Genomic DNA, 14128 nt, shown 5'->3' on the forward strand with positions numbered 1-14128 from the left:
AGGCCCGACCTTTGCGGTGTGAAGCAAGGAGATCGGGCCATGAACATGATTCTCACCAAGAGCCAGATCGGTCTGGACGGCGTTCCCGCCGCCGAGACCGTGTTGAGCCATGTCGACGGCGAGCGCGGCGAACTGATCATCGCCGGCGAGCACGTCGCCAACCTCGCGGGCAAGTCGAGCTTCGAGGGCGTTACCGCGCGGCTGTGGAACGGCGCCACCGGCAAGTCGCTGAGCGAAGCCAATGTCCGCGCCAGCCTCGGGGCCGCCCGCGAACGCGCCTTCGCCCGGCTGCCGGACCTGCTGCCGGCGACCCGCGGCATGTCGATCGTCGACGGCTTCCGTGCCGCCATCGCGGGATTGCGCGGCGAGAACGGGCTGGAGCACGAGGCAACCATTGTCGGCGCCTTCCCGGTGATCGCCGGCGCCCTGGTCCAGCGCGCCAGGGGGCATGATCCGATCGCGCCGGAGGCGAATGCGAGCCACGCCGCCGATACGCTGCGGATGCTGCTGGGTCACACGGCCGAGCCGCGCGAAGCTGCCGCGCTCGATGCTTATTTCGTCACGGTCTGCGATCACGGCATGAATGCATCGACCTTCACCACGCGGGTGATCGCCTCGACGCAGGCCGACCTGTTCGCGGCCATCACCGGCGGCTATTGCGCGCTGACTGGCCCGCTGCATGGCGGCGCGCCGGAGCCGGTGCTGGAGATGCTGGACGCGATCGGCACGCGGGAGCGCATCAAGCCCTGGGTCGACGGCGCGCTGGCGCATGGCGAACGGCTGATGGGCTTCGGCCACCGCGTCTATCGCGTGCGCGACCCGCGGGCCGACGTGCTGAAGGTCGCAATCGAGCGACTGGAAGCCAGTGGTGCCGACCTGCCATTCGCCGGCGAGGTCGAAGCCTATATCCGCGAGGCGTTGCGGAAGAAGAATCCGGAGCGGCCGCTCGAGACCAATGTCGAGTTCTTCACCGCGATCCTGCTCGACGCCCTGAAGATCCCACGACAGGCGTTCACGCCGATCTTCGCCGTGGCCCGCGCCGCCGGCTGGACCGCGCACGCGCTCGAGCAGCGCCGCACCGGGCGGCTGATCCGGCCGAGCTCGTCCTATGTCGGGGCAGTGCCGAAGGGCTGAAACAGCGGAAAACATGCGGCGGCGGAGCCACGAACTCCGCCGTCGTCCCTGCGAACGCAGGGGCGACGGAAGTGCGAACTCAGGCCTCGCGCACCACGGTCTTCAGATAATTATACGCCTTGATGATCTCGATCAGGCGATCCTCGGTGGAGCGGTCGCCGCCATTGGCGTCGGGATGGTGCTGCTTCACCAGCGCCTTGTATTTCGACTTGACGTCTTCGAGCGTCGCCCCGGCGCCGAGCCCCATCACCAGCAGCGCCTTGCGCTCGGCGTTCATGACCTTGCGGGTCTCGGGCTTGGGCTCCGCGCCACCAGGTCCCGGACGCCAGCGGCCGCGGCCGTTGAGTTCGGAGAAGACATGGAACGGATCGGAGGCGGCATCGAGACCGCTCTCCTTCTTGCCGTTGTTGGCGCCCATCTTCCAGGTCGGACGGTGACCGGTCAGCGCATCCTTCTGGTAGCGCGCGACGTCGTCAGGATTCATGCCCTGGAAGAAATTGTACGACTGGTTGTATTCGCGGACGTGATCGAGGCAGAAGTGCCAATACTCGCGCGAATTCTCGCGGCCCTTCGGGGCGCGGTGCGCGCCCTTGTTCTGGCAACCCGCCCACTCGCAGGTCACAGCCTGCTCGCCAGCCTGCGCCTGGCGCTTCGCACTCACCTTGGTCGGCTTGATGCGAATGGAGTCGAAGAATTTTGATGAATCGATCGGCATGTTCTCTTTGACTACGCAATGCACAATTCTTCAAGTCTTGACATTGCGCAGACCTTGTTTCCCGCTTGCACCATTGACGAAAAGCCGCCGCGAACCTAACTCCGCCGCCATGAGCACCAAAGACGTTATCATAAACAAGTTGCGTGAAGCTTTCTTGCCGGAAAGCCTCGACGTGATCGACGAGTCACATCTGCATGAAGGCCACGCCGGCCACAGGCCAGGCGGGGAGACACATTTCAGGGTATATATTGTGTCTCCGGCCTTCGAAGGGAAGAGCCGGATCGAACGCCATCGCACGATTAATGCGACACTGGCGCAGGAACTCGCCGGCTCGGTGCATGCGTTGGCGATCCACGCACACGCCCCCGGGGAAAAGCCGCGCTAGTCCGTGCTTGCCGCAAGACGCCACGCCGGTTTTCCGATATTGAGACGAGCACCCTGGCGATCGACCTGCTTCAGATCTGAGCCGGACATTGCGCTTGGTATCGCCGCCGATTTGGATGGGCCGTTCATGATCCCTTGCTGGCCGCGCTTCCGGTCGACCATCACCGCCGTCGGCCTGCTGCTGATCTGCGCGATGCGTCCGGCCGCGGCTCTCGACATGCCGAGCCCGTTCGTCCAGGAAGTGTTGATCAAGAGCATCCTGGTCTCGCTCAACGATGCGGTGGCCGCGAACAATTTCACGGTATTTCACACCAAGATCTCGAAGCCGTTCCGCGACCAGTTTTCGCCCGACAAGCTGAAGACCATCTTCAAGGATCTGGTCGACAAGCACGCGGTGTTCGATGCCGTGGTCGCCAAGCCGATCGTCCTCGATCAGGACGCCAAGATAGACGAGAAGGGCGTGTTGCGGCTGAACGGCCATTTCGACACCACGCCCAAGCAGGTGAACTATCAACTCGGCTTCATTTCCTCCGACGGCGCGTGGAAGCTGTCCGGCATCGCGATCGACATCCATTAGCAGCAGCCGGCGCCGCCTATCAGATCTCGTCATCCTGATGAGGAGCCGCGAGGCGGCGTCTCGAACGATGCACGGCCACCAGTCCGGCCGTCGACCCTTCGAGACGCGCACGACGCGCGCGCCTCCCGCGACAAAGGCGGAGCCTTTTGCGCGGGGGTGACGGTGCCGGCGGACGGCTCGCGCGAACTAGAGCGTTTTCGAGCGAAGTGGATACCGGTTCGCGTGAAGAAAACGCGTCAACACAAGAACCTAGAGCCCCGTTCCGATTCCATCGGAACGGGAAAGGCTCTAGAACGCCGTCCCCGCCCGCTTCGGCTTCCGCTCGTCGAGTTCGGCCGCCTCGCGCGGAACCGCGACGATGCGCAGCGCGGTGATGCGGTTGCGCTCGCGGCGGAGCACGCGGAAACGGAAGCCGTGGAAGGTGAAGCTCTGGCCGCGATCGGGAATCGAGCGCGCCTCATGGATCACGAGCCCGGCGACGGTGGTCGCCTCCTCGTCCGGCAGGTGCCAGTCCATCGCGCGGTTGAGATCGCGGATCGGCACCGAACCATCGACCACCACCGAACCATCCGGCTGGGCGCGGACACCGGCGACGACGACGTCGTGCTCGTCGGAGATGTCGCCCACGATCTCCTCCAGGATGTCCTCCAGCGTCACCATGCCTTCAACCTCGCCATACTCGTCGACCACGAGGGCGAAATGGGTCTTGCGGCGACGGAACGCTTTCAGCTGCTCGGAGACCGGACGCATCTCCGGCACGAACCAGGGCGGCAGTGCGATCGCCGACGCATCGATCGCGGACATGTCGCCCTCGTTGGCGCGGATCGCGCGCAGCAGGTCCTTGGCGTGCAGCACGCCGACGATGTTCTCCGGCTTCTCCCGCCACAGCGGAATGCGGGTGTATTCGCTCGCCAGCACCTCGCGCACCAGCTCCTCGGGCGGCAGGTCGGCGTTGACCGTGGTCATTTCGGTGCGATGGACCATCACGTCCGACACTTGCAGCTCGCTCAGGTCCAACAAGCCGCCGAGCATGTCGCGGTCCTGCTTCTCGACCTTGCCTTCGTGATGCAGCAGATCGACCGCGCCGCGCAGGCGCTCGGTCGGCGACAGCACCGCCTGATGGGCCCCGACCTTGATGCCGAGCAGCCTCATCAGGGCGCGAACGATGACCTCGATCACGGTCAGCAGCGGACCGAGCACCAGCACCGTGAGCCGCATCGGCCGCGCCACCAGCAGCGACACCCGCTCCGGCGCGTTGATCGCAACGGTCTTCGGCAGCACTTCCGCGAAGATCACCACCAGCACCGTCATCACGCCGGTGGCATAGAGCACGCCGACATCTCCGAACCACGCGGTGAAGATGCCGGTCGCAAGCGCGGAGGCGCCGATATTGGCGATGTTGTTGCCGAGCAGCAGCGCGCCGATCATCCGCTCGCGCATCGCCATCAGGCTGGAAACGACCGTGGCCTCGCCATTGCCTTGCTTCGACAGCCGCATCATGCTGGCGCGCGAGGCGCCCGTCAGCGCGGTCTCGCTCGCCGAGAAGAAAGCGGAGACCAGCAGACAGCCAATGACGATGGAAAGGGTTATCCAGTCCAACTTCGTTCACCCGAACCTTGCGAGCACGTCTTGCAGAGCCGGCCTCGACCTTTCGCCAATACGGTCCGCCGGCTCCACATCATGCCCTAGCGTTGATCAAGCTTGCGCTGCAGGAAGTCGCGCACCGGCTGCGGCTCGACATTGTTGGCGATCACGGCCCGGCCGACGGCCTCCAGCAGGATGAAGGTGAGCTTGCCGCGCTTGACCTTCTTGTCCTGCGCCATCAGCGCCAGCAGCGCGTCGGCATCGGCGAGCCCCTCCTGCGTGAAGCCTGCGATATCCTGCAGGCGCGTTGGCAATCCTACCGCGGAAAGATGACGCGCGATGCGGGCTGCATCATCGGTCGAGATCATGCCGAGTTGCGCGGAGAATTCGGCGGCGAGCACCATGCCGACCGAAACGCCCTCACCATGAAACAGCCGGTCCGAGAAGCCGGTCGCGGCCTCCAGCGCATGGCCGAAAGTGTGGCCGAGATTGAGCAGCGCACGCTCGCCGGTCTCGCGCTCGTCGCGGGAGACGACACCGGCCTTGGCGCGGCACGAGGTCGCGATGGCGTGCTCGCGTCCGGCGCCGCCGGCGAAGATGTCGGCGTGGTTGGTCTCGAGCCAGGCGAAGAACGCTTCGTCACCAAGAATGCCATATTTCGCGACCTCGGCGTAGCCGGCGCGGAACTGGCGCGGCGACAGCGTATCGAGCACGGAGGTATCGGCGATCACAAGCACCGGCTGGTGGAACGCGCCGATCAGGTTCTTGCCTTGCGGCGAATTGATGCCGGTCTTGCCGCCGACCGAGGAATCGACCTGCGCCAGCAGCGAGGTCGGCACCTGCACGAAGTCGACGCCGCGGCGCAGGATCGCGGCCGCGAAGCCTGCGAGATCGCCGACCACGCCGCCACCGAGCGCGATCACCAGGTCGTTGCGCTCGATCTTCGCCGCGATCAGCGCCTCGCTGACCTCTGTCAGCGTGGCGTAGCTCTTCGAGCCCTCACCCTCCCCGACGACGATCCGCGACGTCGGCACGCCTGCCGATGCGAGCGACGCCTCGGTCGGCTCCAGCCAGTGCCTGGCGACGGTTCGGTCGGTGACGATGGCGGTGCGCGCGCCGGGCCGCAGCGCCGCGACGCGCGCGCCGAGGGACTGCAACACGTCGCGGCCGATGACGATGTCGTAGGCGCGGTCGCCGAGCGCGACATCGACGGTAACGGAAGCAGGGTGTTTCAAGGGCGCAGTCATGAGGTCGTGTTCATTCCATCAGATGGTGGTTCTTCGGCCGGACGCACGCCGCACAGATGCGCATGCAGGGCCTCGAGACATTCGTCGACGATGCGGTCGTGCGGCACGTCGCGCGAAGCGATCGTCAGATCCGCGTTGCTGTAGATCGGCTCGCGCTCGCCGAGCAGCCGGATCACCGTCGCCTCGGGGTCGGCGGTCTGTAGCAGCGGCCGATCGGCGCGGCGGCGGACCCGGCGCATGATGATCTCGCTGTCGGCCTTGAGCCAGATCGAGATCGCCCGCTCGCGAATCCGGTTGCGGGTCTCCTCGCGCATGAAGGCGCCGCCGCCGGTCGCCAGCACGACCGGGCCGCTGTCGAGGATGCGCGCGATCACGCGCGCCTCGCCGTCGCGGAAATACGGCTCGCCATGGGTCTCGAAGATCTCCGGGATCGTCATGTCCGCCGCGGTCTCGATCTCGGTGTCGGCATCGGTGAACGGCAGCTTGAGCCGCGCCGCCATCCGCCGGCCGATGGTCGACTTGCCGGCCCCCATCATGCCGACCAGCACGATCGACCGCGTCCCCAGCGCGGCCGCGATGTCGGCCTCCAGGGTCGGGTGGGTGGGTGCGGGTACGGCCGCGTCGGACATCAAAAAGCTCGGATATTGGGACGAATTGTTCAGAATTCGAGCCACCTATACTACCCCGGCGATACCGTTACCAGCGACTCTTGCAACCGCGCGGGGAACATGTTGGATGATTTCATTGGTTAATTCGCCGCCCGAGTCGCTTCCATGCCCAGCCTGTTCCGCTTCCTGACGGTCGTCGCCGTGATTTTCGGGATCGGCTACGGCATCGTCTTTGCGCTGGCGAATTTCGTGCATCCGAAGCCGCGGGAAATGACCGTGACCATCCCACCGGATAAGTTCCTCAAGAAATAGGCGCTATGAGTCTTGGCATGACCGCATCCGCCAAGATCACCACCCAGATCGCCCGCAAGACCCCCGCAACGGCTCCGGCCAGGACCGCGCAGCCGAAGTCCTCCGACGCCAGATTGACCGCGCTGTTCCTCGACATGCTCGCCGCGGAACAGGGCGCCGGCGCCAACACACTGGACGCCTACCGGCGCGACCTCACCGATTTCTCCGATTATCTCGCCCGTGCGGGCGCCGATTTCACCGGCGCCGACACTGAGGCCCTGCGCGGCTATCTCGCCGACCTCGATACCAGGGGTTTCAAGTCGACCAGCGTGGCGCGGCGGCTGTCGGCGATGCGGCATCTGTATCGTTTCCTGCTCAACGAACGGATCCGCACCGACGATCCGGCCGCGATCCTGTCCGGGCCGAAGCGCGGCCGTGGCCTGCCGAAGGTGCTCTCCATCGCCGACGTCGACCGCATGCTGACCCGCGCCAAGCAACTGACCCAGACCGACGTCTCGCCAGCGCAGCGGTTGCGTGCGCTGCGGCTGCACTGCCTGCTCGAGGTACTCTACGCCACCGGGCTGCGCGTCTCCGAGCTGGTGTCGCTGCCGGTCTCGGCAGCGCGGCGCGACGCGCGGATGATCGTGGTGCGCGGCAAGGGCAACAAGGAGCGGCTGGTGCCGCTGAACGATGCCTCGCGCCAGGCGATGGCGGATTACCTCGCGGCGCTGGAGGTGATGACGCCGAAGGCGAAGAAGGCCGCGCCGTCGAAATGGCTGTTTCCCTCCTCCGGCGAGAGCGGCCATCTGACCCGGCAGCATTTCGCCCGCGACCTCAAGGAGCTCGCGAGCGCCTCCGGCCTCGCGCCGCGGCTGGTCTCGCCGCATGTGCTGCGTCACGCCTTCGCCAGCCACCTGCTGCATAATGGCGCGGACCTGCGCATCGTGCAGACCCTGCTCGGTCACACCGACATCTCGACCACCCAGATCTACACCCATGTGGTCGAGGAGCGGCTGAAGAGCATGGTCCGCGACCTGCATCCGCTGGCCGAGAAGTAAATCCGGCGCACCCCGATCGCGTCGGGACATCGATACCGTCGCCTCATCCGCCTTGACTTCCGCAGCATCTCCGCAGAAACAGCGTTACCTGCCTGCGATCCCGAGGCGTGCATTCCGCCTGAATGCGCGTTAACCGATTGAAGTTACAAAACTTCTTTGTCATTCGCTGAATCCGCTTCGCCCCTCGCACCGTTCCTCCCTATATTGAGTTGATGCCCGACCCGATGCGCAGCTATCTCGACTTCGAAAAACCTGTCGCCGAGCTTGAATCCAAGATCGACGAGTTGCGCACGCTTGCCGCCAGCGGCAGCGATATCGGCGACGAGGTCGCACGGATCGAGGACAAGGCGGCGCAGGCGCTCACCGAGCTCTATGCCAATCTGACGCCGTGGCAGAAGACGCAGGTGGCGCGGCATCCGCAGCGGCCGCATTTCACCGATTTCGTCGGCGCGTTGATCACCGAATTCACGCCAATGGCCGGCGACCGCAAATTCGCCGACGACGAGGCGCTGATCGGCGGCTTCGGCCGCTTCCGCGGCGAGAGCATCTGCGTGGTCGGCCAGGAGAAGGGCGGCACCACCGAGAGCCGTATCAAGCACAATTTCGGCATGGCGCGTCCCGAAGGCTATCGCAAGGCGGTGCGCCTGATGGAGATGGCCGACCGCTTCGGCATCCCGGTGCTGTCGATCGTCGATTCCGCCGGCGCCTATCCCGGCATCGGCGCCGAGGAGCGCGGCCAGGCCGAGGCGATCGCGCGCTCGATCGATGCCTGCCTGTCGCTCGGCGTGCCCAATGTCGCGATCGTCACCGGCGAAGGCATGTCGGGCGGCGCCATCGCCATCACCACCGCGAACCGCGTGCTGATGATGGAGCACGCGATCTACAGCGTGATCACGCCCGAGGCGGCGTCCTCGATCCTGTGGCGCGACGGCAGCAAGGCACAGGAAGCCGCCAACAGCATGAAGATCACCGCCCAGGACATGCTGCGCTTCGGGGTGATCGACCAGGTCCTGAAGGAGCCCGCCGGCGGCGCTCATCGCGATCCCGCCGCGATGATCGCGACCACCGGCGATGCCGTCGCCCAGGCGCTCAACGACCTACGAAATCTTGATCCGGACGCGATTCGCAAGCAGCGGCGCCAGAAGTTCCTGGATATCGGCCGCAAGCTCGGCTGAGGCGCCCAAACGCCGGATTTTTCGCCCAAACTGGGCAATTTCGCCGCAATTGGGCCCGAGCCGGGTCTTTAACGTTCCTTGAACCATGCTTGCTACCGTGAGGGCCGTCAGCCCCTGTTCAGGTTGCGAGCAGGGGTCGTCGAAGGCTAATATTTTACACAATGGCTTCAGGGCATATTCGCCGTGTTGGGGTCGCGAAAATCGCCCGGTGGGTGTGGAGCTCGGACTTGACTCATCGCACGCTCGTACGCGCGCTTCTGACTTCGGCGATGCTCGCCGCGAGTGCCTTGCTCGCCGGTTGCGACAGCGATCAGATCTCGCTCGCCCAGAACGCCAAGGCCAACCAGCCGGTCCCGCCGAAACTCGTCGCTGCCATGGCCGAAAAGGACATGGATATGCAGTCGCCGATCCTGATCCGCTTGTTCAAGCAGGAGGCCGAGCTCGAGGTCTGGAAGCAGACCCGCTCCGGCCAGTTCGCGCTGCTCAAGACCTATCCGATCTGCCGCTGGTCGGGCGATCTCGGCCCGAAGGTCCGCGAAGGCGATCGCCAGGCGCCCGAAGGGTTCTATTCGATCAACCCCAGCCAGATGAATCCACAGTCGGCCTATTATTTGTCGTTCAACACCGGCTATCCCAACGCCTTCGACAAGTCGCTCGGCCGCACCGGTTCGGAGCTGATGGTGCATGGCGATTGCTCGTCGCGCGGCTGCTACGCGATGACCGACGAGCAGATCGCGGAAATCTATTCGCTCGGCCGCGAATCCTTCTTCGGCGGCCAGAAGGCGTTCCAGTTTCAGGCCTATCCGTTCCGGATGACCGCGGTGAACATGGCCAAGCACCGCAACAACCCGAACATGCCGTTCTGGAAGATGATCAAGGTCGGCAATGATCATTTCGAAGTGACGAAGCAGGAGCCGAAGGTCGACTTCTGCGAGAAGAAGTACGTCTTCGACGCAGCGAAGCCGGCAGACGCGACCCGCGATCCGGTTTTCAATGCCTCGGCGAAGTGCCCGGCCTATGTGATCCCCGAGGAGATCGCGAGCGCTGTGCGCGAGAAGGAACAGCGCGACGACGCCGAGATGGCCAAGCTGGCCGCCAAGGGCACGCCGGTCGCGCGCCTCAACACCGGCATCGACGGCGGCATGAACGCGATCTTCGCCTCGAAGATTCCGGAAGGAAACACCGGTCTCTCCGAAGGCGGCGACAGCCAGGCGCTGCAATCGATGTCGCTCGCCCGCGCGCCCGGCACGATCCCCGGAACGGTCAATCCGCCCCGGCCCAACCTCGCGGTCCAGCAGGAAGAGCCTGTGGTCGCGACGACATCATCGACCACGGTCGCGAGAGCGCCGTCGTCCACCCCGCCGGCCGGCACCCGTGTCGCCTCGGCGAACGCGTCCGACAAGTCGGAAGGCTTCCTCTCCAGCTTCGCGCGCAAGGTCGGCATCGGCGGCACCGCCGATGCGAGCCAGCCGGCCGCCAGGCCCCAACCACAGGCCCCGGTCGTCGCCGCGCCGGCCAGGCCGAAGGTCGCCGAGACAAAACCGCAATCCGTGGTTCGCGTCGCACCGAAGGCCGAACCGAAGCAGGCCGCCAGGCCGGCGCTGAAGCCGTCGGTCACCGACACTGCCGCAGCCGCTCCGGCCGCAGGCACCGGCACTCAGCTCGCCGGCTCCGCGCCGGTGGTGCAGTCCAACTCGTTCGACACCCGCTTCTCGGCGGTGAAGTAGTCGCGGCGCGCACCGCACGACATCACTTCTTCGGGACGAGGGTCGAGAACATCACCGCCAGTTGCGCCTGGCGGTTGGTCCCGGTCTTCAGGAAGATCGACTTGAGCTGGTTGCGCACCGTCTCCTTCGAGAGCCGTCGTTCGACGGAGAACGAATTGAGGTCCTTGCCGGTGGCGATTGCCACCGCAAGGCGCGCCTCGGCGGCCGTCAGATCGAACACCTCGCTGAAGGTTGCCGTCGCGGCGGCGTACGGCGCATCGGTATCCGAGATGACCAGGATTCCGTGAAATGCTGACAGCGGAGAACGCGTCAGCCCGGGAAGCCGCATCGGATAGATGACGAGCTTGCCGCCCGACCTCTTGGGCAGCACGACCGGTGGCACCGTCGAAGTCGTCTGGCTCCACAGCAGCGTCTTGATGGCACCCGCCAGTTGCTCGTTGGCTTCGGCATCCTGGCAGAAGATCCGCCCTGCGGATATGCCGAGGTCCTCTCCAATCAGGCGCTCGGCCGCGGCATTGGCGCGGACCGCGCTTCCCCGCCGATCGAGCAGGATCGCGGCGCGCTCGGAAAAATCGAATGCATCGAGCGCGGCCTCCGCCCTGGCCAATCCGAGTGCTGCGCCGGTCTGGACAACCGAGTCGAACGTATTCGACAATGCGGCGAGCCCACTCAATTCGGTCGCGGAAAACGGCCCCTGGTCGCGGGTTCGCTGAATGCTCAGCACCCAGACGAATTCGCCGCGACCGACCCGCACGCCGGCCCAGTCGGTCAGATTGCAGGCCCCGAGGAAGTCCTGATAGTAGGGCGACCGCTTGCGGACCTCGGCGGGCAGGCAATCATCATCCGTCACCACGCCGTCGCGCAACAGCTTGGCCTCCGCGCGGTAGCGTTCATCCCGATCGATCCAACCATCCTCGACGTAGAGATTCCAGCTCTTCTCCATCGCAGGGGCGGACGAGACGAACGGCAGCGCCCCAACCAGCGGGAACAGGACGGCGCCAAATGATCCCGTGCATTTGGAAGCTGTCTCGAGCGCCTCGGTCCAAAGCGAGGGATCGACCGCGGCGGCGGCCAAGGCACGCGTGATCCGTTCCTGATCAAACGGTTCCATGCACCATCCCGGTTGGACCAAAGTCCGCCAAGGCTCGCAAAAACATAGCCCAATCGGGTCAGCGTGCGCCAAGGGCCGGAGATTATCAAGCCTTGGAACCGCCCGGCACGGCAGCATCGGACTCTTCGAGGCTCGGCGATATGGCGTCAGCGTCGCGTTGATCCCCCTTGCCCCCTTGCCAAGCGCGCGGACCGCGATGACATGAAGCGGGATGTCGACGTGAGAGGCAGCGATGGACGATCAAGCCACGCGAGCGGCGCTGCAGCGCCATTGGGACGCTTCGGACGCGAGCGATTTCGAGCGCGAGCACGACATCTACCGGGAGGATGCCGTGCTCGACTATCCGCAATCGGGCGAACGGATCCGCGGCCGACGCAAGATCCAGGAGAGCCGGACGGTCCAGCCGAACACGAAGCGATTCACGATCCGGCGCATGATCGGCAGCGGCGACCTCTGGGTCACCGAATTCGTGCTGACCTATGACGGCAGGCCATCCTATGTGGTCAGCATCATGGAATTCCGCGACGGGCTGGTCGCGCACGAAACGCAGTACTTCGCCGACGCGTTCGATCCCGGACCGTCGCGCGCGCATCTTGTCGAGCGCCAATGAAAGCGGGCCGCACGATGCTGCTCGTGAGCTCTTGATCGCCAATGCATTCTGGAGGGCATTACGAATCATCATGGCGCCATCGCGATTGCGGTCGCGGCGATTCCAATTCACACGACAACAGAGAATTCCTGACGACAACTGCGGAACTCCCACGACCGATTGCCAAGCCTCGCACTTGGTGTGATACTCAACAATGCAATCGAGGGTTCCGCAAAATTCCCAGACGTTCAGCCCGTCATCCGGATTTGGCGAAAGCTTGCGCGACGGTCCACGCTCGCGGTGCTGACCTCGAAAAATCCGAGAGGTAATCAATGGATTGCGGGAATTCATCCCCCTTCACGCGCAGAAATCTGTTGTCGATGATCGGCACCGCCACGAGTACAGCGGTGCTGTATCAGGCGATGAGCAGTCTTGGACATGCCGCGGAGTCCGACTTTACCGATCCGATCAAACTCCAGGGAGCGCCGAAGGGCGCGTCGGTCGTCGTCCTCGGCGCGGGCCTAGCCGGCATGACGGCCGCGCTCGAATTGAGCAAGGCCGGCTACAAGGTCACGGTGCTGGAATATCGCGAGCGGGCCGGCGGCCGCAGTTGGACACTGCGCGGCGGCGACACCTACACCGAGCTCGGCGGCTTCTCGCAAACCTGCAATTTCGACAAGGGGCTCTATATCAATCCCGGTCCGTGGCGCATCCCCTATCATCACCGCGCCCTGCTTTACTATTGCGGGCTGCTTGGCGTGAAGCTGGAGGCTTTTGTCGAACACAACGCCAATGCCTATCTGCATCGCAGCGCCGCCTTTGGCGGCAAGCCGCAACGCTGGCGCCATATCATGTCCGACTTCAACGGCTATACATCGGAGTTGCTGGCGAAGGCGGCCAATGCCGACAAGCTCGATGAGCCCGTGAGCAAGGAAGACCGGGAAATCCTGCTCGAAGCGCTGCGCACCTGGGGAGCGCTCGACAAGAACTACAAATACAGCGCGGCCACCGCAAGCGCGCTGCGCGGCAACGACAAGGATCCCGGCGGCGGCCCCGACGGCGCACCGACGCCGTCCACCCCGATCGCGGGCAACGACATCCTGCGATCGCGGCTGTGGAGTTATCTGAACTTCCCGCTCTCCTACGAATACGGACAGACCCTGTTCCAGCCGGTCGGCGGCATGGGGAGGATTGCGGACGCCTTTGCAAGCAAGGTCGGCCATCTCATCAAGTTCAACGTCAAGGTCACCGAGATTGCCCAGGGCAATGACGGCGTCACCGTCAGCTATTCCGGCGCAAAGGGCGACGGCCCGGTGCAGAAGCTCAAGGCCGACTGGTGCGTCTGCACGATTCCGCTTTCGGTTCTCAGCCAGATCAAGGCCAACTTCTCGCCCAAGATGCAGAGCGCCATCGAGGCGGTGCCCTACGCGCCGTCCACCAAGGTCGGTCTACAGTTCAAGCGCCGTTTCTGGGAGCAGGACGAGGCGATCTATGGCGGCATCAGCTTCACCGACCTGCCGATCGGGCAGATCTCCTACCCCAGCACGGATTATCTGAGCCCCGGCAAGGGCGTGTTGCTCGGCGCCTATGTGTTCGGCGTCGCCGGGGTCGAGTTCACCGCGCTGGCGCCGGAAGACCGCGTCAAGCGCGCGCTCGAACATGGCAGCAAGCTGCATCCCCAGATGACGAAGGAGTTCGACAACGGCATCGCCGTGTCCTGGCATCGCGTGCCCTGGACGCTGGGTTGCTTCGGGATGTGGAAAGAGGATACGCGGCGCGACCACTACAAGAACTTGTGCGACATCGATGGCCGCATCGTGCTCGCCGGCGAGCATTGCTCCTATGTCAACGCCTGGCAGGAGGGCGCCATCCTGTCCTCGCTCTCCGCTATCGAACGCCTGCACAAGCGCGCGGTTGGAGGAAACTGA

At 64.9% G+C, this 14128-nt stretch carries 14 protein-coding genes; 9 read left to right on the forward strand and 5 right to left on the reverse strand.

What is annotated here, in order from left to right; genetic code table 11:
* The first annotated feature begins 39 nt into the window (after positions 1 to 39).
* Entirely contained in the window at positions 40 to 1134 is a 1095-nt protein-coding gene (locus tag CWS35_RS04140) for a citrate synthase/methylcitrate synthase (RefSeq protein WP_024581995.1), read from the forward strand.
* 79 nt (positions 1135 to 1213) lie between these two features.
* On the opposite strand, the gene CWS35_RS04145 is transcribed toward CWS35_RS04140, so the two are convergent.
* A complete protein-coding gene (locus tag CWS35_RS04145; protein ID WP_021082239.1) occupies positions 1214 to 1849 on the reverse strand; it encodes a J domain-containing protein in 636 nt (211 codons plus the stop codon).
* Positions 1850 to 1958: 109 nt separating this feature from the next.
* Here CWS35_RS04145 and CWS35_RS04150 point away from each other — a divergent pair, with 109 nt between their 5' ends.
* Both CWS35_RS04150 and CWS35_RS04155 read left to right on the forward strand, forming a co-directional pair.
* Positions 1959 to 2234 carry a BolA family transcriptional regulator gene (locus CWS35_RS04150; RefSeq protein ID WP_100950930.1) on the forward strand — a complete coding sequence of 92 codons (276 nt, stop codon included), beginning with the start codon at positions 1959 to 1961 and terminating at the stop codon, positions 2232 to 2234.
* A gap of 126 nt (positions 2235 to 2360) precedes the next feature.
* Positions 2361 to 2810, forward strand: a complete 450-nt coding sequence (locus tag CWS35_RS04155; RefSeq protein ID WP_024581993.1) for a hypothetical protein — start codon at positions 2361 to 2363, stop codon at positions 2808 to 2810.
* A 288-nt stretch (positions 2811 to 3098) separates the two neighbouring features.
* Here CWS35_RS04155 and CWS35_RS04160 read toward each other — a convergent pair whose 3' ends face one another.
* The 3 genes from CWS35_RS04160 to CWS35_RS04170 all read right to left on the reverse strand — a co-directional run bounded on the left by CWS35_RS04160 (position 3099) and on the right by CWS35_RS04170 (position 6270).
* Positions 3099 to 4409, reverse strand: a complete 1311-nt coding sequence (locus CWS35_RS04160; protein WP_024581992.1) for an HlyC/CorC family transporter — start codon at positions 4407 to 4409, stop codon at positions 3099 to 3101.
* Positions 4410 to 4495: 86 nt separating this feature from the next.
* Positions 4496 to 5641: a 3-dehydroquinate synthase gene (gene aroB / locus CWS35_RS04165; protein ID WP_100950932.1), complete on the reverse strand. Its 1146-nt coding sequence runs from the start codon at positions 5639 to 5641 to the stop codon at positions 4496 to 4498.
* Positions 5638 to 6270: a shikimate kinase gene (locus tag CWS35_RS04170; protein ID WP_024581990.1), complete on the reverse strand. Its 633-nt coding sequence runs from the start codon at positions 6268 to 6270 to the stop codon at positions 5638 to 5640. Before CWS35_RS04170 ends, aroB begins: the two co-directional genes overlap by 4 nt.
* 144 nt (positions 6271 to 6414) lie before the next feature.
* Between CWS35_RS04170 and CWS35_RS04175 the strand changes: the two genes are divergently transcribed.
* The 4 genes from CWS35_RS04175 to CWS35_RS04190 all read left to right on the forward strand — a co-directional run bounded on the left by CWS35_RS04175 (position 6415) and on the right by CWS35_RS04190 (position 10500).
* Positions 6415 to 6561 (forward strand): hypothetical protein, encoded by a 147-nt coding sequence (locus CWS35_RS04175; protein WP_016843561.1) that lies wholly within the window; start codon positions 6415 to 6417, stop codon positions 6559 to 6561.
* Between the two features lie 17 nt (positions 6562 to 6578).
* Complete coding sequence (xerD, locus tag CWS35_RS04180) at positions 6579 to 7598, forward strand: site-specific tyrosine recombinase XerD (RefSeq protein ID WP_080890915.1); 1020 nt, start codon at positions 6579 to 6581, stop codon at positions 7596 to 7598.
* Between the two features lie 212 nt (positions 7599 to 7810).
* Positions 7811 to 8773 carry an acetyl-CoA carboxylase carboxyltransferase subunit alpha gene (locus CWS35_RS04185; protein ID WP_024581988.1) on the forward strand — a complete coding sequence of 321 codons (963 nt, stop codon included), beginning with the start codon at positions 7811 to 7813 and terminating at the stop codon, positions 8771 to 8773.
* Positions 8774 to 9000: 227 nt separating this feature from the next.
* Positions 9001 to 10500 carry a L,D-transpeptidase family protein gene (locus tag CWS35_RS04190; RefSeq protein ID WP_168226263.1) on the forward strand — a complete coding sequence of 500 codons (1500 nt, stop codon included), beginning with the start codon at positions 9001 to 9003 and terminating at the stop codon, positions 10498 to 10500.
* Positions 10501 to 10522: 22 nt separating this feature from the next.
* On the opposite strand, the gene CWS35_RS04195 is transcribed toward CWS35_RS04190, so the two are convergent.
* On the reverse strand, positions 10523 to 11683 hold the full coding sequence (locus tag CWS35_RS04195) for a helix-turn-helix transcriptional regulator (protein WP_245438869.1): 1161 nt from the start codon (positions 11681 to 11683) through the stop codon (positions 10523 to 10525).
* Positions 11684 to 11843: 160 nt separating this feature from the next.
* Between CWS35_RS04195 and CWS35_RS04200 the strand changes: the two genes are divergently transcribed.
* Together CWS35_RS04200 and CWS35_RS04205 are read left to right on the forward strand one after the other, a co-directional pair.
* Positions 11844 to 12221 carry a nuclear transport factor 2 family protein gene (locus CWS35_RS04200; protein ID WP_100950936.1) on the forward strand — a complete coding sequence of 126 codons (378 nt, stop codon included), beginning with the start codon at positions 11844 to 11846 and terminating at the stop codon, positions 12219 to 12221.
* A 359-nt stretch (positions 12222 to 12580) separates the two neighbouring features.
* On the forward strand, positions 12581 to 14128 hold the full coding sequence (locus CWS35_RS04205; protein ID WP_244442226.1) for a flavin monoamine oxidase family protein: 1548 nt from the start codon (positions 12581 to 12583) through the stop codon (positions 14126 to 14128).

The organism is Bradyrhizobium sp. SK17 (assembly GCF_002831585.1).
Lineage (GTDB): Bacteria > Pseudomonadota > Alphaproteobacteria > Rhizobiales > Xanthobacteraceae > Bradyrhizobium.

Bases quoted from the DNA above. Each gene is read 5' to 3' on its own strand.
- CWS35_RS04140 (WP_024581995.1), top strand. From the start codon at position 40: ATGAACATGATTCTCACCAAGAGCCAGATCGGTCTGGACGGCGTTCCC.
- CWS35_RS04145 (WP_021082239.1), bottom strand. From the start codon at position 1,849: ATGCCGATCGATTCATCAAAATTCTTCGACTCCATTCGCATCAAGCCG.
- CWS35_RS04150 (WP_100950930.1), top strand. From the start codon at position 1,959: ATGAGCACCAAAGACGTTATCATAAACAAGTTGCGTGAAGCTTTCTTG.
- CWS35_RS04155 (WP_024581993.1), top strand. From the start codon at position 2,361: ATGATCCCTTGCTGGCCGCGCTTCCGGTCGACCATCACCGCCGTCGGC.
- aroB (WP_100950932.1), bottom strand. From the start codon at position 5,641: ATGACTGCGCCCTTGAAACACCCTGCTTCCGTTACCGTCGATGTCGCG.
- CWS35_RS04170 (WP_024581990.1), bottom strand. From the start codon at position 6,270: ATGTCCGACGCGGCCGTACCCGCACCCACCCACCCGACCCTGGAGGCC.
- CWS35_RS04175 (WP_016843561.1), top strand. From the start codon at position 6,415: ATGCCCAGCCTGTTCCGCTTCCTGACGGTCGTCGCCGTGATTTTCGGG.
- xerD (WP_080890915.1), top strand. From the start codon at position 6,579: ATGACCGCATCCGCCAAGATCACCACCCAGATCGCCCGCAAGACCCCC.
- CWS35_RS04185 (WP_024581988.1), top strand. From the start codon at position 7,811: ATGCCCGACCCGATGCGCAGCTATCTCGACTTCGAAAAACCTGTCGCC.
- CWS35_RS04200 (WP_100950936.1), top strand. From the start codon at position 11,844: ATGGACGATCAAGCCACGCGAGCGGCGCTGCAGCGCCATTGGGACGCT.
- CWS35_RS04205 (WP_244442226.1), top strand. From the start codon at position 12,581: ATGATCGGCACCGCCACGAGTACAGCGGTGCTGTATCAGGCGATGAGC.